Genomic DNA, 26,617 nt, shown 5'->3' on the forward strand with positions numbered 1-26,617 from the left:
GCGCAGCGGCTCAGCCGCTGAGCGACTCGAGCACGTCGAGCGCGGTGCCGGTGCCGTCCTCCCGAGCCATGCGCTCGGCAGCGACCCGGGCGCGTGCGCCGCAGCGCAGCGCCTGCTCGACGGCGGCGCCGATGCTCCGCGCACCCGCGCCGCGTCGGAGCGGTGCCGGGGCGAGCCCGCGGCGACGCAGGGCAGCGGCCCAGAAGGGCTGGTCGGCGAGGAACGGCATGACGACCGACGGGACGCCCGCCCGCACCGCGGCGTGCGCGGTGCCGGCGCCGCCGTGATGCGCCGCGACGAGCACGCGCGGCAGCACCGTCGCGTGCGGCGCGGCATCCACCACCAGCACATCGTCGCCGCGCAGGCGCTCGGGCACGTCCGCGCCGCCCCAGCCGCGGATGACCAGCGTGCGGAGCCCGAGCGCGCGGGCCGCCTCCACGAAGGCGGCTCCACGCCGCAGGGGATCGCCGGAGGACATCGAGCCGAACCCCACTGCGAGCACGTCGCCGCGCTGCAGGAAGCGCTCGAGCTCGGGATCCAGGCGCTCGGCCTGCCCCGCGGCGCTCCAGGCGCCGGTGAGGCGGGCGGATGCGGGCCAGTCGCCGGGCCGCTGCAGCAGCGTCGGGCTGACGGGGATGAGCGCGGCGGCGGTGGCGGCGGGCGCGGGGTGGCCGAGCAGCGTCGCCGCCTCGCCGAGCTCCCTGCGGAACATCGCCGCAGCGGCCCCGCCCAGCCGGTAGCTGGCCCGGTTCAGCAGCCCCGGTCCCGCCGGGATGGTCCCCGCGGCGGGGAACGCTGCGGTCGGGGTGACCGTCGGCACCAGCTCTGCGAGCACGCTCGCGGCACCCACCCGGCTCGCGGCCATCGCCGCCGAGAGCACCTTCGGGTGGTGCACGAGCGCGTCGGGCGCGTGCTCGAGCGCGATCCGCGCGCTCTCCACGATCACCTCGCGCATCGCGGGGCGCACGACGCGGCCGAAGGATCGCATCGCGCGCAGCGGCGAACCTCCCTGCTCCTCGAGCAGGCGCCGGTAGTCGACCCCGAGCTCGCGCACCTCGACGCCGGCCGAGGCTGCTGCCAGCGCCGCGGTGCCCGCGGGCCCGACGAGCAGCACCTCGTGTCCGCGAGCGACGGCAGCAGTGGCGAGCGCGACGAAGGGCTCGACGTCGCCGCGCGAGCCTGCCGTGGCGAGCAGCAGCCTCATGAGCCCGGGCTCCGCCCGCTCAGTCGGTGCCGAGATCCATCGCCGCGCGGTCGTTCCACTGCTCGAGCGCCTCGGGGTCGGCGTCGGGCGAGACCATGATCTCGGCCGCGCGACCCGCCTCGAGCGCGCCGAGCAGCTTCGCCGTCTCGCCCTCGACGAGCCCGGCGGCCGCGTAGCCCTCCAGGCGCGAGCGCGAGTCGGCGATGTCGAGGTTGCGCATCGTGAGCTGCCCGATGCGATCCTCCGGCCCGAAGGCGGCGTCGCCGACGCGCTCCATCGAGAGCTTGTCGGGGTGGTACGAGAAGCCCTCGCCGCGGGTGTCGATGATCGAGTAGTCCTCGCCGCGGCGCAGTCGCAGCACGACCTCGCCGCTGACCGACGAACCCACCCAGCGCTGGATCGACTCGCGCAGCATGAGCGACTGCGGGTCGAGCCAGCGGCCCTCGTACATCAGCCGCCCGAGTCGGCGGCCCTGCTCGTGGTACGTCGCGATGGTGTCCTCGTTGTGGATCGCGTTCAGCAGGCGCTCGTAGGCGATGTGCAGCAGCGCCATGCCCGGCGCCTCGTAGATGCCGCGGCTCTTCGCCTCGATGATCCGGTTCTCGATCTGGTCGCTCATGCCCAGGCCGTGGCGACCGCCGATCGTGTTCGCCTCCATGACCAGCGCCACCGCATCCGGCATCTCGGTGCCGTTGATCGCCACGGGGCGACCGGCCTCGAACCGGATCGCGACGTCCTCCGTCGGGATCGCGACCGACTCGTCCCAGAACTTCACGCCCATGATGGGCTCGACGACCTCCATCGACTCGTCCAGGTGCTCGAGCGTCTTCGCCTCGTGCGTCGCGCCCCAGATGTTGGCGTCGGTGGAGTAGGCCTTCTCCGTCGCGTCGCGGTAGGGGTAGCCGTGCTCGACGAGCCACTCCGACATCTCCTTGCGCCCGCCGAGCTCGCTCACGAAGCGCGCGTCGAGCCAGGGCTTGTAGATGCGCAGGCCGGGGTTCGCCATCAGGCCGTAGCGGTAGAACCGCTCGATGTCGTTGCCCTTGTAGGTGGAGCCGTCGCCCCAGATCTCGACGCCGTCCTCCTTCATGGCGCGCACGAGCAGCATGCCGGTCACGGCCCGCCCGAGCGGCGTGGTGTTGAAGTACGTGCGGCCCCCGGAGCGGATGTGGAAGGCTCCGGTCGCCAGCGCCACGAGGCCCTCCTCGACGAGCGCCGACTTGGCGTCCACGAGGCGCGAGCCCTCGGCGCCGTACTCGGTGGCGCGCCCCGGCACCGCGTCGATGTCGGGCTCGTCGTACTGCCCGATGTCGGCGGTGTAGGTGAAGGGCACGGCGCCGTTGTGCCGCATCCACGCGACGGCGCACGAGGTGTCGAGCCCGCCCGAGAAGGCGATGCCGACGCGCTCGCCGACGGGGAGTGAGGAGAGGACCTTGGACATGCCCCAATCCTATTCGGGATGCGCGCTGCCGACGTCGGCGAGCGGAGCGGCCTGCGGGCAACCTGGGAGCCAGCCCAGTGATGCGCGCGGAGCGGTCTGTCACGCTGAGGTAACGGGGTACAAATTTCGCACCTCGGATGCGGGGCGCGAGCCCGGCGGCAGAGGCAAGGCGCAAGGGGAGACGGGCGATGCAGGTCGACGAGCGGTTCGTGGTGGCGGCCCCGAGAGCGGAGGTGTTCCGCCTCTGGAGCGCGTTCGACGCGTTCCCGCGCTTCATGACCGGCGTCGAGTCGGTCTTCGCCGAGACCGCAGTGCGCCTGCGCTGGCGAGTCTCTGTCGCGGGCGTCGAGCCGTCGTTCTACGCCGTGATCACCGAGCACGTCCCCGACGAGCGCATCGCCTGGCAGAGCGTCGACCAGTCCACCATGGGGTGGTGGGTCGAGCTCGCCGATGCCGGCCAGGGCAGCACTGCCGTGACCGTCCGGGTCATCTGGTCGCCCCGCGGCGACGACCGCGCGCCCGCCGGAGCGCCGGAGCTCGACGAGCTCACCATCCGCTGCGACCTGCAGCGCTTCCGCGCGCTCGCCGAGGCGCGCGCGGCGGCAGCAGTGCCCGCCGAGGCAGCCTGAGACCCAGGCGGAGCGGTCGCCCCCGATCGCGCTGCCCGCACCAGACCCACCGTCCGACCGAGAGGAATGCAGACATGCCGAAGCTCACCGACTCCATCGATGTCAACGCCCCCATCAGCGCCGTCTACGCGCTGTGGACGCAGTTCGAGGACTTCCCGAAGTTCATGGGTGGCGTGGAGTCCATCACCCAGCTGGACGACAAGCGCCTCCACTGGGTCGTCTCGATCGCGGGGGTCGAGCGCGAGTTCGACGCCGAGATCACCGAGCAGCACCTGGATGAGCGGGTCGCCTGGACGTCGACCGACGGGGAGACCCACGCCGGCGTCGTGACGTTCCACCGCCTCGACGACGACCAGACGCGCGTCTCGCTGCAGCTCGACTGGAAGCCGCAGGGCATCATCGAGCAGGCCGGCGCGCTCCTGCAGATCGACGACCTGCAGATCGGCAAGGACCTGCGGACCTTCAAGGAGATCGCCGAGCAGGCGCCCGCCGAGCACGCTGCGAACTCCGGCTGGGAGGGCGACATCGATCGCCCTGCCGACAGCACCGGCCACTGATCGCACCGACGCCTCGCCGACCGGGCGAGCGCAGAGGCGCAGAGAGTACGGTGCCGCCATGGGGATCCAGCACTGGAGCACGATAGCGGCACCGCTCGACGAGGTCTTCGACTGGCACACCCGCCCCGGTGCGCTGCAGCGGCTGATGCCGCCGTGGCTGCCGGGGCGGGTCCGTCGTGAGGCGACCTCGCTCGTCGACGGCCGCGCGGAGCTCGCGCTGCCCGGCGGGCAGATCTGGGCGGCCCAGCACGACCCCGAGGGCTACGTCGCCGGTCGCGCGTTCGTCGACGAGCGCGTCGACGACGGCGTGAGCTCGCTCGCGCTCGCACCCGTGCGCTGGCAACACGAGCACCGCTTCGAGCCGGTCGGCCTGCCGACGGGCACGGGTACCCGCGTGCACGACATCGTCGACACCCCGGTCGGCTCGCAGGCGCTGCGCCCCATGTTCGTCTACCGCCATCGCCAGCTCGCCGACGACATCCGCCGCCATCGCGAGCTCGGCGCCGCGCCGCTCACCGTGGCCGTCACGGGCGGCGGGGGGCTCATCGGCACCGCGCTCCGCGCGTTCCTCACGACGGGCGGCCACACGGTCATCCGCCTGGTGCGCCGGGACGCCGGGCCGGGCGAGCGCCGCTGGGATCCCGCGGCGCCGGCCGCCGACCTGCTCGACGGCGTCGACGCGGTCGTGCACCTGGCCGGCGCGTCGATCTTCGGCCGCTTCGACGCCGGGCACCGGCACAGCATCCGCAGCAGTCGCGTGGGGCCCACCCGTCGCCTCGCGGAGCTCGCCGCTTCCAGCGGCGTGGAGGCCTTCGTCAGCGCCTCCGGGATCGGTTGGTACGGCAGCGATCGCGGCGAGTCGACGCTCGCCGAGACGAGCGGCGGGGGCCGAGGGTTCCTCGCCGAGGTCGTCGCCGACTGGGAGGCGGAGTCGCGCGCGGGGCACGGCATGCGCAGCGTGCAGGTGCGCACCGGGCTCGTGCTCTCGCCGCGCGGCGGCATCCTGCAGGTGCTGCGCCCGATCTACCAGGCGGGCCTCGGGGGTCCGCTCGCCGGCGGATCCCACTGGCAGTCGTGGATCGACCTCGACGACCTGGTCGACATCTACGTGCGCGCGATCGTGGACGACCACATCGACGGCCCCGTCAACGGCGTCGCGCCGGAGGCGGTGCGGCAGGAGGAGTTCGCGTCGGTGCTCGCATCCGTCCTGCACCGCCCGGCACTGCTGCCGACGCCCGCGATCGGGCCCCGCATCCTGCTCGGGCAGCAGGGCATGCAGGAGCTCGCGCTCGCCAACCAGCACGTCGTGCCGGCGGCACTGGCGAGCCTCGGCCACCGCTTCCGTCGGCCGAGGCTGGAGGATGCCCTGCGGCACCAGCTGGGCCGGCAGCGCGAAGCCGGCAGGTAGCGCGCCGCCGCGCGGTGCCGCGGGGCGCTCAGTCGCTCGGCGCCCCGAGCGCTCGAGAGATCGCGTCCGCTGCCGCGATCGCCTGCGGCGCGAGCTGCTCGATGCTGGAGCCGGGGTGCTCGAGCGCGATCGAGGAGATCGAGATGCCGTAGGTCGTGCGACCCAGGTGGTCGCGGATCGGCGCCGACACGCAGACGGTGCCGCGCTCGTTCTCCCCGAGGTCGAGGGCGTAGCCGCGCTCGCGAACGCGCGCGAGCTCTTCGTGCAGCAGGGCAGGGTCGGTGATCGTGGCCTCGGTGCGGGCGGGCAGGCCGACCGCGTCGATCAGCGCGTCGACGCGCTCGGCCGACCAGCCGGCGAGCACCGCCTTGCCCATGCCCGAGCAGTGCATCGGCATGGAGAGGCCGACGCGCGACGCCATCCGGTAGGGCTTCGTGGAGTCCTTGCGCACCACGTAGACCATCTCGAACCCGTTGGCGATGCCGACGTGGATGGTGCAGTCGACCTCGGCCACGAGGCGATCGACGATCGGCCCGGCGATCGCCGAGATGTCGATGGTCGAGACGGCTCGCCCGGCGACCCGCAGGAAGCGAGCCCCGGGCTGGTAGCCGCGCTCGGCGTCGCCGGTGATGAACTCCTGCTCGACGAGGGTCGCGAGGATCCGGTGCACAGTGGCCTTCGCGAGCCCCGACTCCGCCACGATGTCGGTGAACCGATCGTGCAGGATCGCGGCCTCGAGCACGCGCAGCGTCTTCTCGCTCGCACCCCCCGAGGGGGCGGCGCTCGTGTCGAGCACCCTCGCCTCAGCAGTCATGGTCTGCCTCATCTCATGTCGACGATCGCGACACCGTCCATGTCGTCGAAGGACTGGTTCTCACCGGCCATCGCCCACACGAACGAGTAGTTCGATGTTCCCACGCCCGAGTGGATCGACCATGAGGGCGAGAGCACGAGGCCGCCGTCGCCGACGAGCAGGTGCCGCGTCTCCTTCGGCTCGCCCATCAGGTGCACGACGCGCGCGTCCTCAGCGACGTCGAAGTAGACGTAGAGCTCGGTCCGACGGTCGTGCGTGTGCGCCGGCATCGTGTTCCACATGCTGCCCGGGTGCAGCTGCGTGACGCCCATGACGACCTGGCAGGAGCGCACGCCGTTCTCGTGGATGTACTGGTTGAGCGTGCGGCGGTTCGAGGTCAGCGGATCGCCGAGCTCCCGCACCGTCCCCTGCCCCGGCTCGACGAGCGCGGTCGGGTAGGTGGTGTGCGCGGGCGCCGAGAAGCCGTAGAACCGGGCCGGGTTCGCGGCGTCGTCGCTCTCGAAGGTCACGTCGCCGACACCCCGGCCGAGGTAGAGGCACGCGCCGCTCGCCATCGCGAACCGCTCCCCGTCGGCGACCACGGTGCCGGCCGCCCCGATGTTGACGATGCCGATCTCGCGGTGGTCGAGGAACCGCTCCGAGCGGATCTCCGGCACCGCCTCGAGCGCGAGCGGCGCCTCCGTCGGCACGGCACCGACGGCCACCACCCGGTCGTAGTGGGTGACGACGGTGCGCACGGCGCCCGGCGTGAAGAGGTCCTCGACGAGGTAGCGGTCGCGCAGCTGCTGCTGGGTGGCGCCGGGAACCTGCTCGGGCGAGGTGGGTCCGAAGATGGCGGTCATGGTGCTTCCTTCCGGTGGTGGGTCAGAGGAGGCCGAGCAGGCGCGGCAGCGTCAGCGAGAGCTCGGGGACGAAGGCGACGATCAGCAGCATCAGGATCAGCACCGCCATGAAGGGCAGCAGCTTCACGATCACGGGCTCCAGGCGGGCCTTCGCCACCTGCGCGCCCACGAACAGCACGGGTGCGGACGGCGGCGAGATGACGCCGATCGACAGGTTGAACACCATCATGATGCCGAAGTGCACGGGGTCGATGCCGAAGGAGACGGCGATGGGGAGGAAGATCGGCGTGAAGATGAGGATGGCCGGCGTCGGGTCGAGCGGGATGCCGATGAGCAGCAGCACCACCATCATGATCAGCAGCACCACCACCTTCGAGTCGGTCCAGCCGAAGAGCGACTCCGCGATGAGCTGCGGCAGTCGCGCATAGGTCATGACGTAGCTCATGATCGTCGCCACGGCGATCAGGAAGATGACGATCGCGCTCGTGCGGCAGGCGTCGAAGAGGATCCGAGGCAGGTCCTTGATCGCGATGGTCCGGTAGATGAAGGAGAGCGCGAGCGCGTACAGCACGGCGACGGCCGAGCCCTCGGTGGGGGTGAAGAAGCCCGCGACGATGCCGCCGATGGCGACGACGATGAGACCGAGCGACGGCACGGCTCGCCACAGGGTGCGCAGCATCACCGAGGCGGCGGGCCACGGCTCGCCCTTGAGCTCGGGGTGCCGGCGGGCGTAGACGAAGACGACCGCCGCGCAGGCGAGGGCCCAGAGGATGCCGGGGACGTAGCCGGCGACGAAGAGCGCTCCGACCGAGGTGCCGCCGGCGGCGAGCGAGTAGACGATGAGGGTGTTGCTCGGCGGGATCAGCATGCCGGCAGGGGCCGACGCCACGTTGGCGGCCGTGCTGAAGGCCTTGTCGTAGCCGGCCTTGCGCTGCATCGGCGCCATGGTGGTGCCCATCGCGGCGGCGGTCGCGACGGCCGATCCCGAGACGGCGCCGAAGATCGTGTTGGCCATGACGTTCGTCTGGATGAGGGGGGCCGGGGTGCGCCCGACCAGCACGCGCGCGAGGTCGATGAGCCGCTGCGCGATGCCGCCGCTGTTCATGATGACGCCGGCGAGGATGAAGAAGGGGATGGCGAGCAGCGCGAAGGAGTTCGCTCCTCCGAGCATCTGCTGGGCCGTGGTGATGGCGCCCCTGTCGAAGTCGACGATCAGCAGCATGCAGAGCGCGCTCGGCAGGCCGATCGAGATCGAGACGGGCGCGCCGATCGCCAGCAGCAGGACGAGCCCGCCGATGAGGATGGCGCTGATCATGCCGGGGTCGATCACAGCGCAGCCGCCTCGAGGTCCTCGTCAGGGGTGCCCAGGTGGCCGGTGTAGCGGCTCGAGAGCGTCGTGACGATGTGGATGAGCAGGTAGATGGTGAGCAGCGCCCCGGAGATCGGGAGCGCGAGGTACAGCTGCCCCTGCGTCAGCGGCAGCAGCGGGTTCCGCTGGGTCCATGCCAGTGCCACCTGCTGCAGGCCGCCGAACACCATCACGTACTGCACGAACGCGAGCGTCGCGAGGGAGGCGAGGATGTCGGCGACCCGCTGCAGGGGGAGGGGGAGCTTCTCGACGAGGAAGTCCATGACGACGTCGGCCTTCTCGCCGACCGCGATCGCGATCCCGATCAGGCTGACCCACACGAAGGTGAACCGCGCGGCCTCCTCCGACCACGCGCTCGGCGCACCGAGCACGAGGCGGGTGAAGACCTGCCAGGCGACCAGCACCACCAGCAGGGCGAACAGGCCGACGCACAGCGCGCGCAGCGTCGTGTCCAACCAGCTCCTGGCCGTCGTCATGAGCTTCCCGGCAGCCATCAGCCGCGCGCCGCCTCGATGGCGTCGTAGACCGCCTGCGTCACGTCGGTCGTGACGCGCTCCTCGTGGAGCGGCAGCACGGCCTCGCGGAACGCCTCGATGTCGACGTCGTTGAACTCGGCACCGGCCTCCTCCGCGGCGGTGACGGCCTCGTCGACCGCGGCGCTGAAGAGCTCGAGCTCGGTCTCGGTGGATGCGGCGAGCAGCTCCTCGAAGATGCCCTGCGCCTCCTCGTCGAGGCCGCTCCAGACGGCGGGGCTCGCGATCAGGTAGTCGGGCATCATGAGGTGCTGGGTGCGCGAGTAGTAGGGCGCGATCTCGTCGTGCGTCAGCGTCGAGAAGATCAGCTCGTTGTTCTCCGCGCCGTCGAGCACGCCCGACTGGATGGCGGTGTAGACCTCGCCCTGCGCCATCGGCGTGCCGACGCCGCCCATGAGCTCCATCATCCGGACGTTCGTGTCGGAGCCGATGACGCGGATCTTCTGGCCGCTGAGGTCGGCGGGCGTCTGCACGGGGCCCACGCTCGAGTACACGTTGCGCACGCCGCCGTGGTAGGCGGTCATGACCTGGATGTTGTCGTCGAGCAGCGCGTCGTAGAGCTCGCCGACGATCTCCCGGTCGTTGAGCACGCTCATCTGGTGCTCGGGCGACTCGTACAGGTACGGCAGGTTCACGACCGACATGTCAGCCTCGAAGTTCTCGAGCAGGCTGCCGGCGACGATCGCGAAGTCGATCGTGCCCGACTGCACCTGCTCGATCGTCTCGGCCTGGTCGCCGAGCGTCTCGTCGGTGTAGAGCTCCAGCGAGTACTGGCCGTCGGTGCGGGCCTCGAGCTCTTCCGAGAGCTGCGCGAGCGCCTGCGCCTGGGGGTGGTTCGCGTCCTGGTTGAACGCGACGCGGAAGGTCGTCGCCGGCTGCTCGCCGTCGCCGCCTGCGCCACCGGCCGAGCACGAGGCCAAGCCGATCGTCATGACCGCTGCGGCGCTCATCGCGCCCAGCATTCGTCGTCCCTGCATGAGTTCCTCCTCGTTGAGAGCCATGTGGCATTCGGGCTTGCGCCCGTGGCGGGGTCGGGGGCTACTCTAACCAGATAGAACTCAGTTGCGCCAGATGGAACTTCAAATGGAAGCAAGTTTCATCAGCCGACTGCACGAGCTCGAAGAGGAGATGGCGTTGCGAGCAGCGAGATACACCGGCAGCGGGCGCATGGAGGTCGGCGTCGCCGAGCCCCGCACCCCCGCGCAGGACGAGGTGACCATCCGCGTCGCCTACAACGGCATCTGCGGCACCGACCTGCACATCGTGCAGGGCCACATGGATGCGCGGGTCGCCGTGCCCGCCGTCATCGGCCACGAGATGAGCGGCGTGATCGACGCGGTCGGCGATGGCGTCGATCGGCTCTCGATCGGCCAGCCGGTCACGGTGATGCCGCTGCGCTGGTGCGGCGAGTGCGCCTCGTGCGCCGCCGGGCACACCCACATCTGCCAGCGCCTCGACTTCGTCGGCATCGACTCGCCCGGCGCGCTGCAGGAGCGGTGGACGGTGCCCGCCTCGATCGTCGTGCCGCTGCCGGAGGGCCTCTCCCTCCAGCACGCCGCGCTCGTCGAACCGCTCGCCGTCGCCGTGCACGACGTGCGGCGCTCGCGACTGGCGGCCGGCGAGACGGCCGTGGTGATCGGCGGCGGCCCCATCGGCCAGCTGATCGCCGTGGTCGCGCGCGCTGCAGGGGCGACCGTCATCGTCGCCGAGCCCGACGCCGAGCGCCGTGCCTTCGCCGCAGCGCAGGGCTCCATCGCCGTCGACCCGATCACCGAGGATCTCGCCGCGGTCGTCGAGGCGCGCACCGCCGGGGCCGGCGCCGACGTCGTCTTCGAGGTCGCGGGCACGAAGGGCACCGCGCTCGACGCCACCCGGCACGCCCGCACCCGAGGCCGCGTCGTCTTCGTCGCGATCCATCCGGAGCCCGTGCCCGTCGACCTCCACCGCATCTTCTGGCGCGAGCTCGAGGTGCTGGGGGCGCGCGTCTACGAGCGGGAGGACTTCGAGCGCGCGATCGCGCTGCTCGACCAGGGCGCCGTGCCTGCGGCCGCCCTCATCAGCCGCGTCGTGCAGCTCGACGACACGATGGCGGCGTTCGACGCGCTGCTCTCGGCGGCAGCCATGAAGATCCTCGTCGACGTGCAGGGAGCAGACCGATGACCACCACCTTCGACCTCGCCGGCCTCACCGCCGTCGTGACCGGCGCCCGCCGGGGCATCGGCTTCGCGATGGCCGAGGGCCTCGCGGCGGCAGGCGCCGACATCATCGCCGCGTCCGCGAGCCAGGAAGCCGACGGCGGGGCCATCGGCGCGCGCGTGCGCGAGCTCGGTAGCGCGTTCGAGGGCCACCGCGTCGACTTCACCGACCGCGACGCCGTGCTCGCCTTCGGCGCGGCGGTGCGAGATCGCGCCGACATCCTCGTGAACAACGCCGGGACCATCCGCCGCTCGCCGGCCGCCGAGCATCCGCTCGAGTGGTGGGACGAGGTGCTCGACGTCAACCTGCGCAACCAGTTCGTGCTGACGCAGGCCGTCGGCGCCGGCATGCTCGAGCGCGGTCACGGCCGCGTCATCTTCACCGCCAGCCTGCTGAGCTTCCAAGGCGGCATCAACGTGCCCGGCTACACCGCTGCGAAGTCCGGCATCGCGGGGCTGGTCAAGGCGCTCAGCAACGAGTGGTCAGCGCGGGGCGTCACGGTCAACGCCATCGCGCCCGGCTACATCGCCACCGACAACACCGCGGCGCTGCGCGAGGACGAGGGCCGATCGAGGGCGATCCTCGAGCGCATCCCTGCAGGGCGCTGGGGCCGACCCGAGGACCTGCAGGGCGCCACGGTGTTCCTCGCGAGCCCCGCTGCGGCCTACGTCACGGGCGTGACGCTGCCGGTCGACGGTGGTTGGATGGCGCGATGAGCGCCGAGGCCATCCACCTGAGCGGTGTCGTGCCGCTCGCGACCGTCGAGGACGAGGCGGCCGCCGACGTGATCGCCCAGGGCCTCGTCGACGGCGGCCTGCCCGTCATCGAGGTGGCGCTGCGCAACGAGTTCGGGCTGGCGGGCATCGCCCGGATCGCGGCCCGAGGCGACGTCGTGGTCGGCGCGGGCACCGTGCTGACGCTCGAGCAGCTGCAGCGCAGCCTCGACGCCGGGGCGCGCTTCATCGTCTCGCCGGGCCTCGACGAGGAGGTCGTCGAGGCCGCGCTCGCCGCGGGCGTGCCCGTGCTGCCGGGCGTGCAGACGGCGAGCGAGGTGCAGCGCGGCCTGCGGCTCGGCCTCGACCGGCTGAAGCTCTTCCCCGCTGCAGCCGTCGGCGGCCTCAGCCTGATCGACGCCTTCGCCCCCGTGTTCCCGGGGGTGCGCTTCATGCCCTCCGGTGGCGTCAAGCCGGCCAACCTGGCCGACTACCTCGCGCATCCGTCGGTCTTCGCGGCCAGCGGCTCGTGGATCGCCTCGGCCGACCGCGTCGCCGCGGGGCCCGCGGCAGTCGCCGCAGCGGCCCGCGAGGCGGTCGCGATCGTGGAGGGCTCGCAGTGAGCGTCGTCACCATCGGGGAGTCCCTCGGGCTGCTCGTCGCCAGTCGCATCGGCAGGCTCGAGCTGGTGCCGAGCATGGATCTCGGCTTCGGCGGCGCCGAGAGCAACGTCGCCGTCGGCCTCGCCCGGCTCGGCACCCCCGTCACGTGGATGGGCCGGCTGGGCGACGACGCGCTCGGCAGGCTCATCGTGCGCCAGCTGCGAGCAGAGGGCGTGACGCCCTCGGTCACGATCGATGCGCACGCGCCGACCGCGCTGATGCTCAAGGAGCGGCCAGCGGCGGGCGCGAGCTCGGTGAGCTACTACCGGGCGGGCAGCGCCGGTTCGCGGCTGGCGCCGGAGCACCTCGACCTCGAGCGCATCCGCGGGGCCCGTCTGCTGCACGTCACGGGCATCAGCGCGGCGCTCAGCGACTCCTCGCGCGCGGCGCTGGATGCGGCGATCGACACCGCGCGCACCGCAGGCGTCGCGGTGTCCTTCGACGTCAACCACCGCTCGCGGCTCTGGGGCGCGGAGGAGGCCGCTGCCGCCTATCGCTCGATCGCGGCGCGCGCCGATGTGCTCTTCGCCGGCGGCGACGAGGCCGAGCTGCTCACCGGTGAGCGCGAGCCGCAGCGGCAGGCCGACGCGATCGCGGCGCTCGGCCCGGACCAGGTGGTCATCAAGCTGGGCGCCGATGGCGCGATCGGCTTCGAGGGCGGCGAGCGGGTCGAGCGGCTCGCCTTCGCGGTCGACGCGGTCGACTCGGTCGGCGCCGGAGACGCGTTCGTGGCCGGATACCTCGCAGAGCTGCTGACAGGGGCCGGCCTCGCCGAGCGCTTGCGCACGGCGGCCGCGTGCGGCGCCATCGCCTGCACGGCGCCGGGCGACTGGGAGGCTGCGCCCGACCGCGAGGCGATCGCGCGGCTGCTCGACGGCGGCGACCCCGTCCAGCGCTGACCCGCCTCCCCCGCCCCCACGCCTCGGTCACCCCCCTCCGCCATCCAGCAACGCTCCCCCGCAACGTCGAGCCGCGCTTCCCCCCGCTGAGCCGCGCCTCCCCCCGCTGAGTGGCGCCTCCCGACGTTGAGTGGCGCCTCCCGCCGCTGAGTGGCGCCTCCCGCCGCTGAGTGGCGCCTCCCGCCGCTGAGTGGCGCCTCCCGCCGCTGAGTGGCGCCTCCCGCCGCTGAGTGGCGCCTCCCGCCGCTGAGTGGCGCCTCCCGCCGCTGAGTGGCGCCTCCCGCCGTCGAGTGGCGCCTCCCGCCGTCGAGTGACGCCTCCCGCCGTCGAGTGGCGCCTCCCGCCGTCGAGTGGCGCCTCCCGCATTCGAGTGGCGCCCACCAGCGTCGACTGGCGTTCTGGCCTGCGACTGCGCCACTGGACGCTGAGAGGCGCCACTCAATCCCGGGAGGCGCCACTGGAACGCGGGAGGCGCCGCTCGGTGCCGAGGGTGCAGCGCGCACGAGGGTCAGCGACCCGTGCGCCGCCGGTGCGAGCGGAGCGGCGTCCGCAGGCGTCAGCGCGGCCGCACGACCGCGTCCGCGAAGCCCGCCGCACGCATGCGCAGCTCATCGATGCGGCGCAGCCGCGCTGCCTCTCGGTCGTAGCCCTCGTAGGCGAGGGGCGGCAGCGTGCGCACGTTGCGCGAGCACTCGAACTCCTCGCACAGGAGCGTGCCGACGGTGTTCCCGTTGCGACCCGCAGCGCCTGCGAGCTTCGCGCTGTAGAACGCGACATCGTTCGGCAGCCGCACGTCCTGGCACCAGGAGCACTGGGCCCTGGCGCGCGGTGCGGCGTCGGCGCGACGCAGCAGGATGCCGACGGGCTCGCCGTCGAGGGTGGGGGCGACGACATAGGCGCGTCGCGCGATCTTCGGGTCGCGCCATCCCAGGTAGTCGAGCGCGTCCCAGTCGGCGTCGTCGAACCAGTCGGGCAGGGTGATGGAGGACACCTCCTTGCGGCTCGCGTTCACGAAGGCAGCGCGGAGGTCGGTGGTAGTGATGGGCAGCATGAGGGATCGCCTCTCGAGAGCCGGCCGAGGCTCGGCCGGTGACGGTCGATGGATGAGGGCACGGCGATGCGGGCCCGATCGGGCCGCCGCGGTGCCGCGTGCCGGTCTGCCGCGCGGGCTGACCGGGCGCGGCGACTACCTGCCGCCGGCGGGGGTGCCGCCGACGACCTCCTCACGCCTCGAGGGCGTCGCTGCTGCGAAGCTCACGGCGCCATCGTACGCCCCCGGTCGCGAGCTCGGCACGGGCTCGGCTCGATAGGGTGGGGTGTACGCGAACCCGTCGAAGGGAAGCTCCCATGCCAGGAATCGTCATCGTTGGAGCCCAGTGGGGCGACGAGGGCAAGGGCAAGGCCACCGATCTGCTCGGCAGCCGCACCGATTACGTCGTCAAGTTCAACGGCGGCAACAACGCGGGCCACACCGTCGTGGTCGGCGATGAGAAGTACGCGCTGCACTTGCTGCCCTCCGGCATCCTGACGCCGGGCGTCACGCCCGTGATCGGCAACGGCGTCGTCATCGACCTCGAGGTGCTCTTCGACGAGCTCGAGGCGCTCTCCGCGCGCGGCGTCGACGTCTCGAAGCTGCGCGTCTCGGCGAACGCGCACATCATCACCGACTACCACCGCACCCTCGACAAGGTGACGGAGCGCTTCCTCGGCAAGCGCTCGATCGGCACCACCGGCCGTGGCATCGGCCCGACGTACGCCGACAAGATCAATCGCGTCGGCATCCGGGTGCAGGATCTGTTCGACGAGTCGATCCTCCGCCAGAAGATCGACGGCGCGCTCGACGTCAAGAACCACATGCTCTCGAAGGTCTACAACCGTCGCGCCGTCACGTGCGAGGAGATCTTCGACGACCTCGTCTCCTACGTCGACCGGCTCCGGCCGATGGTCGCCGACACGGGGCTCGAGCTGTCGCAGGCGATGGATGCGGGCAAGACCGTCGTGTTCGAGGCCGGCCAGGCCACCATGCTCGACATCGACCACGGCACCTACCCGTTCGTGACGTCCTCGACGGCCACGGCTGCGGGGGCGGCGCTCGGCTCGGGCGTCGCGCCGGGCCGCCTCGACCGGGTCATCGGCATCGTGAAGGCCTACACGACGCGCGTCGGCGCCGGCCCGTTCCCGACCGAGCTGTTCGACGAGTGGGGCGAGCTGCTGCGCAAGAACGGCTTCGAGTTCGGCACCACCACCGGCCGGCCGCGCCGCTGCGGCTGGAACGACACCGTCATCACGCGCTACGCCTCGCGCATCAACGGACTCACCGACATCGTGCTGACGAAGCTCGACGTGCTGACGGGCATCGAGCAGATCCCGGTCTGCGTCGCCTACGAGGTCGACGGCCAGCGCTTCGACGAGATGCCGATCTCGCAGTCCGACTTCCACCACGCGACGCCGATCTACGAGACGCTGCCGGGCTGGAGCGAGGACATCACGGGCGCCCGCGAGCTCTCCGACCTGCCGGCGAACGCGCAGGCCTACGTGCGCTTCCTCGAGGAGCGCTCGGGCTCACGCATCTCGGCGATCGGCGTGGGGGCCGACCGCGAGGCCATCGTGCAGGTGCACGACCTGATCGGCTGACGCCGCCGCGGTCCGCCGCGGTCCGCCTCAGCCCGTCGCCCGCGCAGCGCGGGCATGTGCCGGATGCGGCTCAGCCCCGCCTGCGCTGCCAGGGCCAGCGGCGGGAGCGCTTCGCGGGCTGGGTGGCGGCACTGAGGTCGGCGTGCTGGCGCGCAGCCGCGGTGACGTTGAGGCGCTGCGCGCGGACGGCGAGATCGGCCGCCTTGCGGTCGGCCTTCGAGCGGCGCGACGCGCGCTCGTCACCGCTGGCGCTCCGCCGGCGGCCGCCGTCACGATCGCGGCCGCGCTCGTCTGCACCCTGCGCCGGCTCGTCCCCTGCGTGCTGCTCGCGCAGCGCGCGACCCTCGGCCTCGAGCTGGTCGCGTGCCTCGGCCATCTTCTCGACCTTCTTCGTGCCGCGCGGCGGCAGCTGGATCGCGGACTCCGCGGCGATGCCGGCCTGCAGCTCGCGGGCGCGCTCGACCTCGGCGTCGACCTCGGCGCCCAGCAGCAGGACGATGTTGAAGACCCACAGGGCGAACAGCAGCGCCATGACGCCGCCGATCGCGCCGTACGCCCCGTAGCCGGAGGAGAGCGCGAAGTAGATCGTCAGGGCCACCGCGGCGATCGCGATGCCCACGATCGCGACGACCGAGCCGATGCTCACCCAGGTGAACTTCGGCTGCTGCAGGTTGGGGGCCAGGTAGTAGAGCAGCGCGATCATGACGATGACGAGGCCGAGGATGACGGGCCACTTCACCCACGCCCAGACGGGCAGGAAGGTCTGCGTCATGAAGGCGAGGAAGTCGCCGAGCCCCAGCGGCTCGGCGATGGGGCCGAGGATGCCGGTCACCAGCGCGTCGTTGACCGCGATCGACACCAGGATCAGCACGATCCCGACGAGCACCGAGACGGTGATCAGCAGCATCGTGGCGGTCTGCTTGATGAAGCCGCGGCCCTCCTCGATGCCGTACACGATGTTCATGCAGCGCGAGAAGGCCTTGACGTAGGCGGATGCCGACCACACGGCTGTCGCGATGCCGATGATGAGGGCGATGACACCGCCGGTGGCCGAGTTCGTCATCGTCTCGACGAGGTTGGCGACGAGGTCGCGGGAGTCCTCGGGCACCTGCTGCACCACGTCATCGACGAGCGTCGTGACCGTCTGCGCGTTGTTCGCGAACACCAGCGTGATGATCGAGAAGACGGCGAGCAGGCCGGGCGCGAGCGACAGCACCATGTAGTAGGTCAGCATGGCGGCGAGATCGGTGCCGCCGTCGCTGCTGAACTCCTTGATGGCGCGCTTGAACGCGTACTTCCAGCTGGCGCCCTCCAGCTTGGGCGGGTCGTCCGGCTTCGCTCCGTGGTCGGGTGCTGGCGCGTCGGCAGCGTCGAGCGTCGCGTCGATCGGGTCTCTCGTCGTCATCGCGGTGTCCTCTCGCACGTCGCCGGCATGGACCGCATGCTGGCACGCTACTGCGCGAGACTGAGCGTTGTACCCCGGCGTGGGCGGGTGTCAGGATGCCGCGTGCTCGAAGCCGATGAGCCAGCGGAGGCCGAACCGGTCGACCACCTGCCCGTCGCTGGCTCCCCACGGGCGCTCCTGCAGCGCATCCAGCACCGTGCCCTCCTCGGCGAGTGCCTCGTACCACCGCGTGAGCGTCGCGGGGTCTGCGGTGCCCAGCAGCGCGACGCTCGCGCCGCGCATGTCGAGCGTCTCGTCGTCACCGACCGCGTCGGTGCCGTAGAAGGTGACCGGGCCGACCAGCATGCCGTGCCCGATCGCATCCGCCGGGCCGTCGGTGCGCCCCATGTCGGCGAGGGTGTGGAGCGCGAGCTCGCCGCCGAAGACGCCCTGGTAGAACGTGAGCGCCTCTCGTGCGTTGCCGGGGAACCAGATGTAGATGGCCATGTCGGTCATGGTCGTGCCTCTCGTCGACCGGCGCGGGCGCCGGCGGTGGGGATGCGGTCGGTGGCGCTGCGAGAACGCCCCGACGAGCATCGCGTCGGCGCGCAGCACGGCACCATGTTGACACCGTGCACATCGCAGCGCCACCCCGCGTCACGCCGAGGCCGCGATCCTGCCGAGCGGACCGGGGAGGCGACTCAGATGACGCCGAGCGCGAGCATCGCGTCGGCGACGCGGTTGAAGCCGGCGATGTTCGCGCCCGCCACGTAGTCGCCGGGTCGCCCGTACTCCTCCGCCGTCTCGGCGCAGCGGTCGTGGATGCCCTGCATGATCTCGTGCAGTCGCGCATCCGTGTGCTCGAACGACCAGCTGTCGCGCGAGGCGTTCTGCTGCATCTCGAGCGCGCTCGTGGCGACGCCGCCGGCGTTGGCGGCCTTGCCGGGCACGAAGGCCACGCCCGCGCTCGCGAAGACGCGCGCTGCTGCCTGCGTCGCGGGCATGTTCGCGCCCTCGCCGACGACGGTCACGCCGTGCTCGACGAGCGTCACCGCATCCTGCTCGTCGAGCTCGTTCTGCGTCGCGCAGGGCACGGCGATGTCGCACGGCACGGACCAGACGCTGCCCTTCGAGGAGAAGGAGGCGTGCGGGCGCGCGTCGACGTACTCCGAGATGCGGCCGCGACGCACCTCCTTGACCTCCTTGAGCAGCTCGAGGTCGATGCCGCGATCGTCGACGACGAAGCCGCCGGAGTCGCTGGCGGCGACCACCGTTCCGCCGAGCTGCTGCACCTTCTCGATCGCGTAGATCGCCACGTTGCCGGAGCCCGACACGACGACCCGCTTGCCCTCGAGGCTCTCGCCCCTCGAGTGCAGCACCTGATCGAGGAAGTAGATCGTGCCGTAGCCGGTCGCCTCCTTGCGCACCTGCGAGCCGCCCCAGGTGAGCCCCTTGCCGGTCAGCGCACCCGACTCGTAGGCGTTCGTCAGCCGCTTGTACTGCCCGAACATGTAGCCGAGCTCGCGCGCGCCCACGCCGATGTCACCGGCGGGCACGTCGGTGAACTGGCCGATGTGGCTCGAGAGCTCGGTCATGAACGACTGGCAGAAGCGCATGACCTCGGCATCCGAGCGCCCCTTGGGGTCGAAGTCGCTGCCGCCCTTGCCGCCGCCGAGGGGCAGGCCGGTGAGGGAGTTCTTGAAGACCTGCTCGAAGCCGAGGAACGCGATGATGCCGAGGGAGACGCTCGGGTGGAACCGCAGGCCGCCCTTGTAGGGGCCGAGCGCCGAGTTGAACTGCACCCGGAACCCGCGGTTGATCCGCACGACGCCGCTGTCGTCGACCCACGGCACCCGGAAGATGATCTGCCGCTCGGGCTCGACGATGCGGTGCAGGATCTGCGCGTCGACGTAGTCGGGCCGCTTCGCGACGACCGGCCCCAGGCTCTCGAAGACCTCGCGGACGGCCTGGTGGAACTCCGCGTCGCCGGGGTTGCGCCGCAGCACGTCGTCGAAGACGGGCTCGAGGTGGGGGTGCAGCGGCGTCATCGCGGTGGCTCCTCGGGGGTGTCAGACAACCTGTCGAGCGTATCGCGGGCGGTGTCGTCGAGCGGTGCGCGCGCAGCGCTGCCGGCCGCGGCGGGCAGGATGGGTGCCGTGGTGAGCAGCGACCGACCCGAGATCCTCGACGTGCCCGTGCTCGCGCATCCGCTCGTCACCCTCGAGCCGCTCGGGCACGCGCACGCCGATGCCCTCGTGCAGGCGGCCGCCGAGGGCGAGCTCTGGCAGCGCGCTCGATTCACCACCGTGCCGCCCCCCGAGGTCGCGGCGATGCGCGCCGAGATCGATCGGCGCCGCGGGCTGCACGCTGCCGCCTCGATGGTGCCGTGGGCGGTCGTCGTCGGCGGTCGCGCGGTCGGCATGACGACCTACATGCACATCGACGCGGCGACCCCGCGGCTCGAGATCGGCTCGACGTGGATCGCGATCGCGCACCAGGGCACGGGGGTCAACGCCGCCATGAAGCTGCTGCTGCTGGAGCGCGCCTTCGACAGGCTCGGATGCGTCGCGGTCGAGCTGCGCACGCACGCCCGCAACGAGCAGTCGCGCGCGGCGATCGAGCGGCTGGGCGCGCACCAGGACGGGATCCTCCGCAGCCACGTGCTGCACCGCGGGGTGCTGCGCGACACCGTCGTCTCCTCGATCCTCGCGGCCGAGTGGCCCGACGTGCGCGCCGGCCTCGTGGCCCGGCTGGATGCGCGGGCGCGGGCAGCATCCGGCGAGAATTAGGCTGGGTCCATGAGCACGCCCGAGGAGCAGCTGCAGCGCTACCGGCGCTCCATCGACAACGTCGACGCGATCCTGATCCACACGCTCGCCGAGCGCTTCAAGCTCACGCAGTCGGTGGGCGAGCTGAAGGCCGAGCACGGCATGCCGCCGAGCGACCCGGGCCGCGAGCAGCGGCAGATCGCGCGGCTGCGGCGCCTCGCCGAGGATGCGGAGCTCGATCCCGAGTTCGCCGAGAAGTTCATCACCTTCGTGATCGCCGAGGTGATCCACCACCACGAGCGGATCGCCGGCGCCGAGTAGCGGCTGCGGTCAGCGCTGGTCAGCGCTGACCGGGGTCGCGGCGCTCAGCCTCGCGCGCCATGCCCGCGGTGCGGAAGAGGTCGGCGATCCACCAGATCAGCGCGGCGGCCGGCACGACGAGCGCGAGCAGCAGCGGCTCGTCGCTGCCCTGCACCACCACGACCGTCCCGGCGGCCGCGAACGACAGCAGCATCTGCGCCGTCGCGGATCGGACGCGGCCGAGGAAGAACCGGTGGCCGCCGAGCAGCCCGAGCGTCAGCAGCAGCGCGTAGGCGATGCGCAGGCGCCTCGACGGCGCGGCACCGCGCGGTGCGGGCGTGGCCGCGTCGAGCGGCTCGCCGGGGCCGTTGCCGAGGAACGCGCGCGACACCTGCAGGGGCGCATCCCGCTCGTCGCCGTGCGCGGCGCGCTGCGCCCGACCCGTCGCGGTCGGGTCGAACGTCAGCGAGGGATCGAGTCGCGCGAGCGAGGCGCGCGACTCGGGCGTCGAACCGTCGTCCGGCGCGTCCCAGGGTGCGTACGCACCCCAGCGCTGCCCATCCCACCAGCGGCGCCTGCCGTCCGGATCGTCGCGCCAGCCGGGGGCTGCAGGCTGCTCGTCGGTCACGCCCTCAACTCTACGAGCGTCGGTGGGCGGATGCGCGCGCTCAGGCGCGCTCGGCGGCCGCGGCAATGTCGTCGAGATCCTGCTGCATCATCGTGCGCGTCATCCGCATGCCGATGCCCGCGGTCAGCTTCGCCACCGCCCGCTGCAGCCACGAGGGCGAGACGAGGTCGCCGCTGAAGCGCATGCGCAGCAGCGTGCCGTCGCCGTCGGGCTCGAGCGTGAACTCGGTGCGATAGCGCATGCCGTGCGCTTCGGCGGCGATCATCGTCGACCGACCCTCGTCGATGCCGACGACCTCCATCTCCTCCGTCGCCTCCCGGCCCATCGCCCTGCGGGTCTCGCGCCAGCGGGCGCCGATCGCGTAGCCGACGCCCGCGAGCCGCTCGATGCGCGTGACCCCCGACAGCACCGCCGCGCTGCCCTCGACATCCGTGAGCACGCGCCACACCGCATCCGTCGACGCATCGACGTGCCGCTCGAGCGTCAGCACCAGGTCGCTCACGCGGGCGGCCAGACGCCGATGATGAGCGCCATCGCGGTGATGATGAGCAGCTCGTTGAGACCGGTGTGCGGGGTGACGCGGAACCCGCGCGGGTCGAACGCGTCGTGCACGACCACGCGCGAGAGCGTGAAGCCGACGAAGAGGATCCAGGCCGTGATGAGCGCGTTGAGCAGGAAGCTGCCGCCGTAGAACTCGTGCGAGAGCCACGCGGCACCCGCCAGCACCCACGCGGTGACGAACGCGCAGACGACGATCAGCGGGTAGACCCAGGGCTTCGGGCCGCGGGCGACCGACTCGGTCGTGTGGCCGATGGCGCGCATCCACGAGGCGCCGAGCACCTTCGGGTGGTAGTAGACGAAGCCGATCACCATCGCGGCGAAGGTCGCGAGCAGCACGGCCCAGAGATTGATCGCAGGGACATCCATGCCTGCAGCATAGGCTCGCGCCGCCCGTTCTCAACCGGCCCCTCGGTCAGCCGAGCCGCGTGGGCGGTCGGGCGACCGTGAGGCCGGTTGAGCGTCGAGCGCGTCGACGCAGGGGCGGGGTCAGGCGAAGCGCGAGCGGAGGGTCGCACGGTTCGTGGCGCGCAGCTCGTCGAGCGCCAGCGTCGTGACGTCCTGCACCTCGATGGTGCCGCTCGTCGCGTCGGTGACGCCGATGCGCAGCACGGGCACGCCGCGCGCCTCGCACATGCCGGTGAACTTCACCTCGTCCTCACGGGCGACCGCGACGAGCGCGCGCGCCCCGGACTCGGAGAACAGCGCCGCCGTCTCGTCGATGCCGTCGCGCTCCATCAGGCCCGAGAGCCACAGGCGCGCGCCGATGCCGAAGCGCAGCGAACCCTCCACGACGGCCATCGCGAGACCGCCCTCGGAGAGGTCGTGCGCCGCGGTGGCGAGCCCCTCGAAGGCGATGCCCTGCATGAGGCCGCCGAGCCGCTTCTCGGCTGCGAGGTCGACGAGCGGCGGGCGGCCGCCGAGGTGGTCGTGGATGGCGCCTGCCCACGCCGAGCCGTCCAGCTCGTCGCGCGTGGTGCCCAGCAGGAACAGCGCCTGGCCGTCGTCCTGCCAGCCGGAGGGCAGTCGGCGGTCGACGTCGTCGATGATGCCGAGCACGCCGACGACGGGCGTCGGGTGGATCTGCGTCTCGCCGGTCTGGTTGTAGAACGAGACGTTGCCGCCGGTGACGGGGATGCCGAGCTCTGCGCAGCCGTCGGCGATGCCGTCCACGGCCTCGGAGAACTGCCACATCACGGCGGGGATCTCGGGGTTGCCGAAGTTGAGGCAGTCGCTCACGCCCACCGGCGTCGCGCCCGAGACGGCGACGTTGCGGTACGACTCGGCGAGCGCCGCCTTCGCGCCCTCGCGCGGGTCGAGCTGGCAGTAGCGGCCGTTCGCGTCGACCGAGACGGCGAAGCCGAGCCCCGACTCCTCGTCGATGCGCACCATGCCCGCGTCATCGGGCATCGAGAGCGCCGTGTTGCCGAGCACGTAGTCGTCGTACTGCTCGGTGATCCAGGATGCGTCGGCCAGGTTGGGGCTGCCGACGAGCGCGCGCAGCTGGTCGCCGAGCGCGGCGCCGGTGACGCGGGGGAGCGCGGTGGCCGTGTCGGCCTGCAGCGCGTCCTGCCACATGGGGCGCTCGAGCGGGCGGTCGTAGACGGGGGAGTCGATCGCGACCGTCTTCGGGTCGACGTCGACGATCGTCTCGCCCGAGTGCGTGATCACGAGCCGGCCGTCGCCGGTGACCTCGCCGAGCACGCTCGTCTCGACATCCCACTTCTCGGTGATGGCGAGGAACTCGTCGAGCTTCGCGGGCGTCACGACGGCCATCATGCGCTCCTGCGACTCCGACATGAGGATCTCCTCCGCCGTGAGCGTCGGGTCGCGCAGCAGCACGTGGTCGAGCTCGACCTGCATGCCCGAGTCGCCGTTCGCGGCCAGCTCGCTCGTCGCGCACGAGATGCCGGCAGCGCCGAGATCCTGGATGCCCTCGACGACGCCGGCGGCGTAGAGCTCGAGGCAGCACTCGATGAGCACCTTCTCGGCGAAGGGGTCGCCCACCTGCACGGCCGGCCGCTTGGCGGGGCCCTCGTCGTCGAACGACTCGGAGGCGAGGATCGACGCGCCGCCGATGCCGTCGCCGCCCGTTCGGGCGCCGAAGAGCACGACCTTGTTGCCGACGCCCGTGGCGTTGGCGAGGTGCAGGTCCTCGTGGCGCAGCACGCCCACGGCCAGCGCGTTGACGAGCGGGTTGCCCTGGTAGACCGCGTCGAAGACGGTCTCGCCGCCGATGTTCGGCAGGCCGAGGCAGTTGCCGTAGAACGAGATGCCGCCCACGACGCCGTGCACGACCCGCGCGGTGTCGGGGTGGTCGATGTCGCCGAAGCGCAGCGCATCCATCACCGCGACCGGGCGCGCGCCCATCGAGATGATGTCGCGCACGATGCCGCCGACGCCGGTGGCGGCGCCCTGGAAGGGCTCGACGAAGGAGGGGTGGTTGTGCGACTCGATCTTGAAGGTCACGGCCCAGCCCTCGCCGGCGTCGATGACGCCCGCGTTCTGGCCCATGCCCACCATGAGGCGCTCCTGCATCTCGGGCGTGACCTTCTCGCCGAACCGTCGCAGGTGCCGCTTCGAGGACTTGTAGGAGCAGTGCTCGCTCCACATCACCGAGTACATCGCGAGCTCGGCGCTCGTGGGCCGACGGCCGAGGATCTCGCGGATCCGCTCGTACTCGTCGGTCTTCAGCCCGAGCGCGGCGTAGGGCTGCTCCCGCTCCGGGCTGGCGGCGGCGACCTCGACGGTGTCGCGGGGCGTGGGGGTTGCGGTCACGACTCTCCTCAGAGCTCTGCTCGATGCCCTCGATCCTACCGAGGCGGCGGATGCGCCGGTCACCCGGGCAGGGCGCCTCGGACCGCCAGCACACGGGCAGGCGACCGACACGTCGGGTTCACGCCCCGTTCACCGCTGCGCGGTTCGGTGGCAGAGGGCGCGGCTCTGCGCCCGCGCCGTCCCCGAGCACCACCTCAGGAGAGACCATGACCTTCCGACCTGCCCGCGCCATCCCGGCGGGCGTCACCGCCGTCGCGCTCGCCGCGACGCTGTCCGTCGCCACGGCACTGCCGGCGAGCGCCGCCGAGTCGACGGCCGCCGTCGACGACACGGCGACCGTCGACGCCAACCACTCGATCACGGTCGACGTGCTCGCCAACGACACCGCTCCCGCCGGCACGGTCGTCGAGCTGCTCGACGCCAACGGCCGCCCGACGAGCGCGTTCGACGACCTCTCCGGCTCGTGGTCGACCGACGGCGCCGTCGTCACGCACACGCCGCCGGACGGCCGCGCGGGCCCCCGCACGATCAGCTACCGCATCACCGACCCCGACGGCGACACCGCGACCGCGACGCTGCGCGTGCAGGTCAGCACCATCAACGCACCGCTCGCGTTCCAAGACTTCGCCACGGTCGCGCTCGACCAGCCCATCACGGTCGACGTGCTCGCCAACGACCTCTCCGGCTCCTCCCGCACCACCGGCGAGCGGTTCCCGCTGCAGCCCGGGACGCTGCGCATCCTCGACGCCGCGGGCTCGCCGCAGACCGAGGTCGTCAACGAGATGGGCACCTTCGCGGTCGTCGACGGGCAGATCTCGTTCCAGCCGACAGCCGGCTCCTGGGGCAACGGCCCGATCCGCTACGTCGTGCAGGACTCGGTGCGGCAGTCGACCCGAGCCACCGCGCTCAACCTCGTCGTCTCGCCCACGCCCGACGCGGTCGACGACGCCGCGACCACCGAGCCCGGCGCCGCGGTGGCGATCGACGTGCTCGCGAACGACGCGACGCCCGCGGGCACCACCTTCGACACCTGGGGCTTCACCGTGACGCCCGGCATCCGCGTCGCCACGGTCGAGCAGCCCGGGGTCGGCGTCTGGACGCGCGATGCCGAGGGCCGCGCCGTCTTCACGCCCGCAGCCGGCTTCACCGGCACCGCGACGGTCGACTACCTCTCCATCAACTCCCGCTACGCCAGCGACACCGCGACCATCACGGTCACGGTCGAGGCGCCCGCCGTCGCGCCGACGCTGACGGCCGACGCGGCAGAGACGCCCTACTTCACCGACACGACGGTCGACGTGCTCGCGAACGACGTGGCCGCATCCGGCACCGAGCTCGACGCGGCATCGCTGCGACTCGTGGATGCCTCCGGCGCGCTCGTCACGGAGCTCGCGTCCGAGCGCGGCACGTGGAGCGTCGTCGACGGCCAGCTGGCCTTCGCGCCGGAGGAGGGCGCGTACGGCACCGACCTGGTGACGTACTCGGTGGCGACGACCGAGGGCGCCGCGGCGACCTCGACCGCCTCGATCCGCGTGCAGACGCCGCGCGTGCTCTCGCGCGGCGAGCTCATCGATCACGAGTTCAGCAGCCAGTCGCCGAGTGTGCGCATCGACGTGCTCGCGAACGACAGCACCGAGGGGAACTCGGTCATCGTGCCGTCGACGCTCGCGATCTCGGACCACGACGGGCGGCCGGTGGCCGAGCGCACGACCGCCGAGGGCACGTGGCGCGTCGTCGACCAGCAGGTGGAGTTCACCCCCGCGGCGGGCTTCGAGGGCATGGCCTCGGTCTACTACCGGTTCGAGAACAACGTCGGCTTCGACGGCGCAGCGGTGGTCGCGGCGAACGTGACGCGTGCCGTCGAGGTCGCGGTCGACGCCCAGGACGACGCGGTCGAGATCCCGCGGAAGGGCGAGGTGACGATCGACGTGCTCGCGAACGACCGCGTCGAGGGCGGCGAGCTCGACGCGAGCACGCTGCGCATCGTCGGCGAGGGCGGCGAGCTCGTCGAGCGGCTGACGACGCGCGCCGGCACCTGGACGGTCGTCGACGGCCGCATCCACTTCGACGCGCACTCGCGCCAGAAGGGCGAGACGTCGATCCAGTACGTCGTCGGCTCGGGCGACGTCACCGACACCGCGACGGTGACGGTGGATGTCGACCAGCACCACCACGGCAACGCCGGCAGCAGCGTGGTCAAGGCCGTCGTGGCCGTCTTCCACTGGCTGCTCGGCTGGCTGCTCCGCTGACAGGCTGAGCCGCTGACGCAGTGACGGGGAGGGGCGAATCGCCCCTCCCCG

General features: G+C 72.0%; 26 protein-coding genes. 11 read left to right on the forward strand and 15 right to left on the reverse strand.

Features of this window, described 5'->3' with window-relative positions; translation table 11 throughout:
- Positions 1–10: 10 nt before the first annotated feature.
- Entirely contained in the window at positions 11–1,204 is a 1,194-nt protein-coding gene (locus AA0Z99_RS13365) for a glycosyltransferase (protein ID WP_413318162.1), read from the reverse strand.
- Between the two features lie 19 nt (positions 1,205–1,223).
- Complete coding sequence (argG, locus tag AA0Z99_RS13370; protein ID WP_413318164.1) at positions 1,224–2,645, reverse strand: argininosuccinate synthase; 1,422 nt, start codon at positions 2,643–2,645, stop codon at positions 1,224–1,226.
- A gap of 188 nt (positions 2,646–2,833) precedes the next feature.
- Here argG and AA0Z99_RS13375 point away from each other — a divergent pair, with 188 nt between their 5' ends.
- The 3 genes from AA0Z99_RS13375 to AA0Z99_RS13385 all read left to right on the forward strand — a co-directional run bounded on the left by AA0Z99_RS13375 (position 2,834) and on the right by AA0Z99_RS13385 (position 5,239).
- Entirely contained in the window at positions 2,834–3,274 is a 441-nt protein-coding gene (locus AA0Z99_RS13375) for an SRPBCC family protein (RefSeq protein WP_413318166.1), read from the forward strand.
- Positions 3,275–3,348: 74 nt separating this feature from the next.
- Positions 3,349–3,831 (forward strand): SRPBCC family protein, encoded by a 483-nt coding sequence (locus AA0Z99_RS13380; RefSeq protein WP_413318168.1) that lies wholly within the window; start codon positions 3,349–3,351, stop codon positions 3,829–3,831.
- A 58-nt stretch (positions 3,832–3,889) separates the two neighbouring features.
- On the forward strand, positions 3,890–5,239 hold the full coding sequence (locus AA0Z99_RS13385; RefSeq protein WP_413318170.1) for a TIGR01777 family oxidoreductase: 1,350 nt from the start codon (positions 3,890–3,892) through the stop codon (positions 5,237–5,239).
- A 28-nt stretch (positions 5,240–5,267) separates the two neighbouring features.
- On the opposite strand, the gene AA0Z99_RS13390 is transcribed toward AA0Z99_RS13385, so the two are convergent.
- From AA0Z99_RS13390 to dctP, 5 genes are read right to left on the reverse strand one after another with little or no spacing between them, the layout of a single operon-like run.
- Positions 5,268–6,053, reverse strand: coding sequence for an IclR family transcriptional regulator (locus AA0Z99_RS13390; RefSeq protein WP_413318172.1), 786 nt, complete (start codon positions 6,051–6,053; stop codon positions 5,268–5,270).
- A gap of 8 nt (positions 6,054–6,061) precedes the next feature.
- Positions 6,062–6,895: a 5-dehydro-4-deoxy-D-glucuronate isomerase gene (gene kduI, locus AA0Z99_RS13395; RefSeq protein ID WP_413318174.1), complete on the reverse strand. Its 834-nt coding sequence runs from the start codon at positions 6,893–6,895 to the stop codon at positions 6,062–6,064.
- 22 nt (positions 6,896–6,917) lie between these two features.
- On the reverse strand, positions 6,918–8,225 hold the full coding sequence (locus AA0Z99_RS13400; RefSeq protein WP_413318176.1) for a TRAP transporter large permease: 1,308 nt from the start codon (positions 8,223–8,225) through the stop codon (positions 6,918–6,920).
- Complete coding sequence (locus tag AA0Z99_RS13405; RefSeq protein ID WP_413318178.1) at positions 8,222–8,758, reverse strand: TRAP transporter small permease; 537 nt, start codon at positions 8,756–8,758, stop codon at positions 8,222–8,224. The genes AA0Z99_RS13400 and AA0Z99_RS13405 overlap by 4 nt, the downstream gene beginning before the upstream one ends.
- The gene (gene dctP / locus AA0Z99_RS13410; protein WP_413318180.1) at positions 8,758–9,774 is read right to left on the reverse strand and encodes a TRAP transporter substrate-binding protein DctP; all 1,017 of its coding nucleotides are present in this window, start codon (positions 9,772–9,774) and stop codon (positions 8,758–8,760) included. The genes AA0Z99_RS13405 and dctP overlap by 1 nt, the downstream gene beginning before the upstream one ends.
- Before the next feature lie 157 nt (positions 9,775–9,931).
- Here dctP and AA0Z99_RS13415 point away from each other — a divergent pair, with 157 nt between their 5' ends.
- Genes AA0Z99_RS13415 through AA0Z99_RS13430 form a run of 4 tightly spaced genes read left to right on the forward strand, consistent with a single transcriptional unit; the run spans position 9,932 to position 13,267 of the window.
- Entirely contained in the window at positions 9,932–10,957 is a 1,026-nt protein-coding gene (locus AA0Z99_RS13415; protein ID WP_413318182.1) for a zinc-dependent alcohol dehydrogenase, read from the forward strand.
- Positions 10,954–11,709 carry an SDR family oxidoreductase gene (locus AA0Z99_RS13420; protein ID WP_413318184.1) on the forward strand — a complete coding sequence of 252 codons (756 nt, stop codon included), beginning with the start codon at positions 10,954–10,956 and terminating at the stop codon, positions 11,707–11,709. Before AA0Z99_RS13415 ends, AA0Z99_RS13420 begins: the two co-directional genes overlap by 4 nt.
- Positions 11,706–12,329 (forward strand): bifunctional 4-hydroxy-2-oxoglutarate aldolase/2-dehydro-3-deoxy-phosphogluconate aldolase, encoded by a 624-nt coding sequence (gene eda, locus AA0Z99_RS13425; protein WP_413318186.1) that lies wholly within the window; start codon positions 11,706–11,708, stop codon positions 12,327–12,329. Before AA0Z99_RS13420 ends, eda begins: the two co-directional genes overlap by 4 nt.
- Positions 12,326–13,267 (forward strand): sugar kinase, encoded by a 942-nt coding sequence (locus tag AA0Z99_RS13430; protein WP_413318188.1) that lies wholly within the window; start codon positions 12,326–12,328, stop codon positions 13,265–13,267. Before eda ends, AA0Z99_RS13430 begins: the two co-directional genes overlap by 4 nt.
- Positions 13,268–13,823: 556 nt before the next feature.
- On the opposite strand, the gene AA0Z99_RS13435 is transcribed toward AA0Z99_RS13430, so the two are convergent.
- Positions 13,824–14,318, reverse strand: coding sequence for an FBP domain-containing protein (locus AA0Z99_RS13435; protein ID WP_413318190.1), 495 nt, complete (start codon positions 14,316–14,318; stop codon positions 13,824–13,826).
- A 296-nt stretch (positions 14,319–14,614) separates the two neighbouring features.
- Here AA0Z99_RS13435 and AA0Z99_RS13440 point away from each other — a divergent pair, with 296 nt between their 5' ends.
- The gene (locus AA0Z99_RS13440; RefSeq protein ID WP_413318192.1) at positions 14,615–15,901 is read left to right on the forward strand and encodes an adenylosuccinate synthase; all 1,287 of its coding nucleotides are present in this window, start codon (positions 14,615–14,617) and stop codon (positions 15,899–15,901) included.
- Between the two features lie 70 nt (positions 15,902–15,971).
- Here the strand turns inward: AA0Z99_RS13440 and AA0Z99_RS13445 are convergent, their stop codons facing one another.
- The 3 genes from AA0Z99_RS13445 to gdhA all read right to left on the reverse strand — a co-directional run bounded on the left by AA0Z99_RS13445 (position 15,972) and on the right by gdhA (position 19,333).
- Complete coding sequence (locus AA0Z99_RS13445) at positions 15,972–17,306, reverse strand: YihY/virulence factor BrkB family protein (RefSeq protein ID WP_413318194.1); 1,335 nt, start codon at positions 17,304–17,306, stop codon at positions 15,972–15,974.
- 90 nt (positions 17,307–17,396) lie between these two features.
- On the reverse strand, positions 17,397–17,801 hold the full coding sequence (locus AA0Z99_RS13450; RefSeq protein WP_413318196.1) for a VOC family protein: 405 nt from the start codon (positions 17,799–17,801) through the stop codon (positions 17,397–17,399).
- Positions 17,802–17,986: 185 nt separating this feature from the next.
- Positions 17,987–19,333 (reverse strand): NADP-specific glutamate dehydrogenase, encoded by a 1,347-nt coding sequence (gene gdhA / locus AA0Z99_RS13455; protein WP_413318198.1) that lies wholly within the window; start codon positions 19,331–19,333, stop codon positions 17,987–17,989.
- A 99-nt stretch (positions 19,334–19,432) separates the two neighbouring features.
- On the opposite strand from gdhA, the gene AA0Z99_RS13460 reads away from it, so the two are divergent.
- Complete coding sequence (locus tag AA0Z99_RS13460; protein WP_413320879.1) at positions 19,433–20,074, forward strand: GNAT family N-acetyltransferase; 642 nt, start codon at positions 19,433–19,435, stop codon at positions 20,072–20,074.
- Between the two features lie 9 nt (positions 20,075–20,083).
- Entirely contained in the window at positions 20,084–20,374 is a 291-nt protein-coding gene (locus tag AA0Z99_RS13465; RefSeq protein WP_413318200.1) for a chorismate mutase, read from the forward strand.
- 19 nt (positions 20,375–20,393) lie between these two features.
- Here AA0Z99_RS13465 and AA0Z99_RS13470 read toward each other — a convergent pair whose 3' ends face one another.
- From AA0Z99_RS13470 to purL, 4 genes are all read right to left on the reverse strand, one after another.
- Positions 20,394–20,981 carry an NINE protein gene (locus AA0Z99_RS13470; RefSeq protein WP_413318202.1) on the reverse strand — a complete coding sequence of 196 codons (588 nt, stop codon included), beginning with the start codon at positions 20,979–20,981 and terminating at the stop codon, positions 20,394–20,396.
- Positions 20,982–21,021: 40 nt separating this feature from the next.
- Positions 21,022–21,483 carry an SRPBCC family protein gene (locus tag AA0Z99_RS13475; RefSeq protein ID WP_413318204.1) on the reverse strand — a complete coding sequence of 154 codons (462 nt, stop codon included), beginning with the start codon at positions 21,481–21,483 and terminating at the stop codon, positions 21,022–21,024.
- Entirely contained in the window at positions 21,480–21,908 is a 429-nt protein-coding gene (locus AA0Z99_RS13480; protein WP_413318206.1) for a DUF1761 domain-containing protein, read from the reverse strand. Before AA0Z99_RS13480 ends, AA0Z99_RS13475 begins: the two co-directional genes overlap by 4 nt.
- A 120-nt stretch (positions 21,909–22,028) precedes the next feature.
- Entirely contained in the window at positions 22,029–24,317 is a 2,289-nt protein-coding gene (gene purL, locus AA0Z99_RS13485) for a phosphoribosylformylglycinamidine synthase subunit PurL (RefSeq protein WP_413318208.1), read from the reverse strand.
- A gap of 206 nt (positions 24,318–24,523) precedes the next feature.
- Between purL and AA0Z99_RS13490 the strand changes: the two genes are divergently transcribed.
- Positions 24,524–26,566 carry an Ig-like domain-containing protein gene (locus AA0Z99_RS13490; RefSeq protein ID WP_413318209.1) on the forward strand — a complete coding sequence of 681 codons (2,043 nt, stop codon included), beginning with the start codon at positions 24,524–24,526 and terminating at the stop codon, positions 26,564–26,566.
- The last annotated feature ends 51 nt before the right edge of the window (positions 26,567–26,617 follow it).

Source organism: Agrococcus phoenicis (assembly GCF_047302415.1).
Lineage (GTDB): Bacteria > Actinomycetota > Actinomycetes > Actinomycetales > Microbacteriaceae > Agrococcus.

Excerpts from the sequence above, each read along its gene's own strand:
- AA0Z99_RS13365 (WP_413318162.1), bottom strand. The coding sequence starts at position 1,204 with ATGAGGCTGCTGCTCGCCACGGCAGGCTCGCGCGGCGACGTCGAGCCC.
- argG (WP_413318164.1), bottom strand. The coding sequence starts at position 2,645 with ATGTCCAAGGTCCTCTCCTCACTCCCCGTCGGCGAGCGCGTCGGCATC.
- AA0Z99_RS13375 (WP_413318166.1), top strand. The coding sequence starts at position 2,834 with ATGCAGGTCGACGAGCGGTTCGTGGTGGCGGCCCCGAGAGCGGAGGTG.
- AA0Z99_RS13380 (WP_413318168.1), top strand. The coding sequence starts at position 3,349 with ATGCCGAAGCTCACCGACTCCATCGATGTCAACGCCCCCATCAGCGCC.
- AA0Z99_RS13385 (WP_413318170.1), top strand. The coding sequence starts at position 3,890 with ATGGGGATCCAGCACTGGAGCACGATAGCGGCACCGCTCGACGAGGTC.
- AA0Z99_RS13390 (WP_413318172.1), bottom strand. The coding sequence starts at position 6,053 with ATGACTGCTGAGGCGAGGGTGCTCGACACGAGCGCCGCCCCCTCGGGG.
- kduI (WP_413318174.1), bottom strand. The coding sequence starts at position 6,895 with ATGACCGCCATCTTCGGACCCACCTCGCCCGAGCAGGTTCCCGGCGCC.
- AA0Z99_RS13405 (WP_413318178.1), bottom strand. The coding sequence starts at position 8,758 with ATGGCTGCCGGGAAGCTCATGACGACGGCCAGGAGCTGGTTGGACACG.
- dctP (WP_413318180.1), bottom strand. The coding sequence starts at position 9,774 with ATGCAGGGACGACGAATGCTGGGCGCGATGAGCGCCGCAGCGGTCATG.
- AA0Z99_RS13420 (WP_413318184.1), top strand. The coding sequence starts at position 10,954 with ATGACCACCACCTTCGACCTCGCCGGCCTCACCGCCGTCGTGACCGGC.
- eda (WP_413318186.1), top strand. The coding sequence starts at position 11,706 with ATGAGCGCCGAGGCCATCCACCTGAGCGGTGTCGTGCCGCTCGCGACC.
- AA0Z99_RS13435 (WP_413318190.1), bottom strand. The coding sequence starts at position 14,318 with ATGCTGCCCATCACTACCACCGACCTCCGCGCTGCCTTCGTGAACGCG.
- AA0Z99_RS13440 (WP_413318192.1), top strand. The coding sequence starts at position 14,615 with ATGCCAGGAATCGTCATCGTTGGAGCCCAGTGGGGCGACGAGGGCAAG.
- AA0Z99_RS13445 (WP_413318194.1), bottom strand. The coding sequence starts at position 17,306 with ATGACGACGAGAGACCCGATCGACGCGACGCTCGACGCTGCCGACGCG.
- AA0Z99_RS13450 (WP_413318196.1), bottom strand. The coding sequence starts at position 17,801 with ATGACCGACATGGCCATCTACATCTGGTTCCCCGGCAACGCACGAGAG.
- gdhA (WP_413318198.1), bottom strand. The coding sequence starts at position 19,333 with ATGACGCCGCTGCACCCCCACCTCGAGCCCGTCTTCGACGACGTGCTG.
- AA0Z99_RS13460 (WP_413320879.1), top strand. The coding sequence starts at position 19,433 with ATGGGTGCCGTGGTGAGCAGCGACCGACCCGAGATCCTCGACGTGCCC.
- AA0Z99_RS13465 (WP_413318200.1), top strand. The coding sequence starts at position 20,084 with ATGAGCACGCCCGAGGAGCAGCTGCAGCGCTACCGGCGCTCCATCGAC.
- AA0Z99_RS13480 (WP_413318206.1), bottom strand. The coding sequence starts at position 21,908 with ATGGATGTCCCTGCGATCAATCTCTGGGCCGTGCTGCTCGCGACCTTC.
- AA0Z99_RS13490 (WP_413318209.1), top strand. The coding sequence starts at position 24,524 with ATGACCTTCCGACCTGCCCGCGCCATCCCGGCGGGCGTCACCGCCGTC.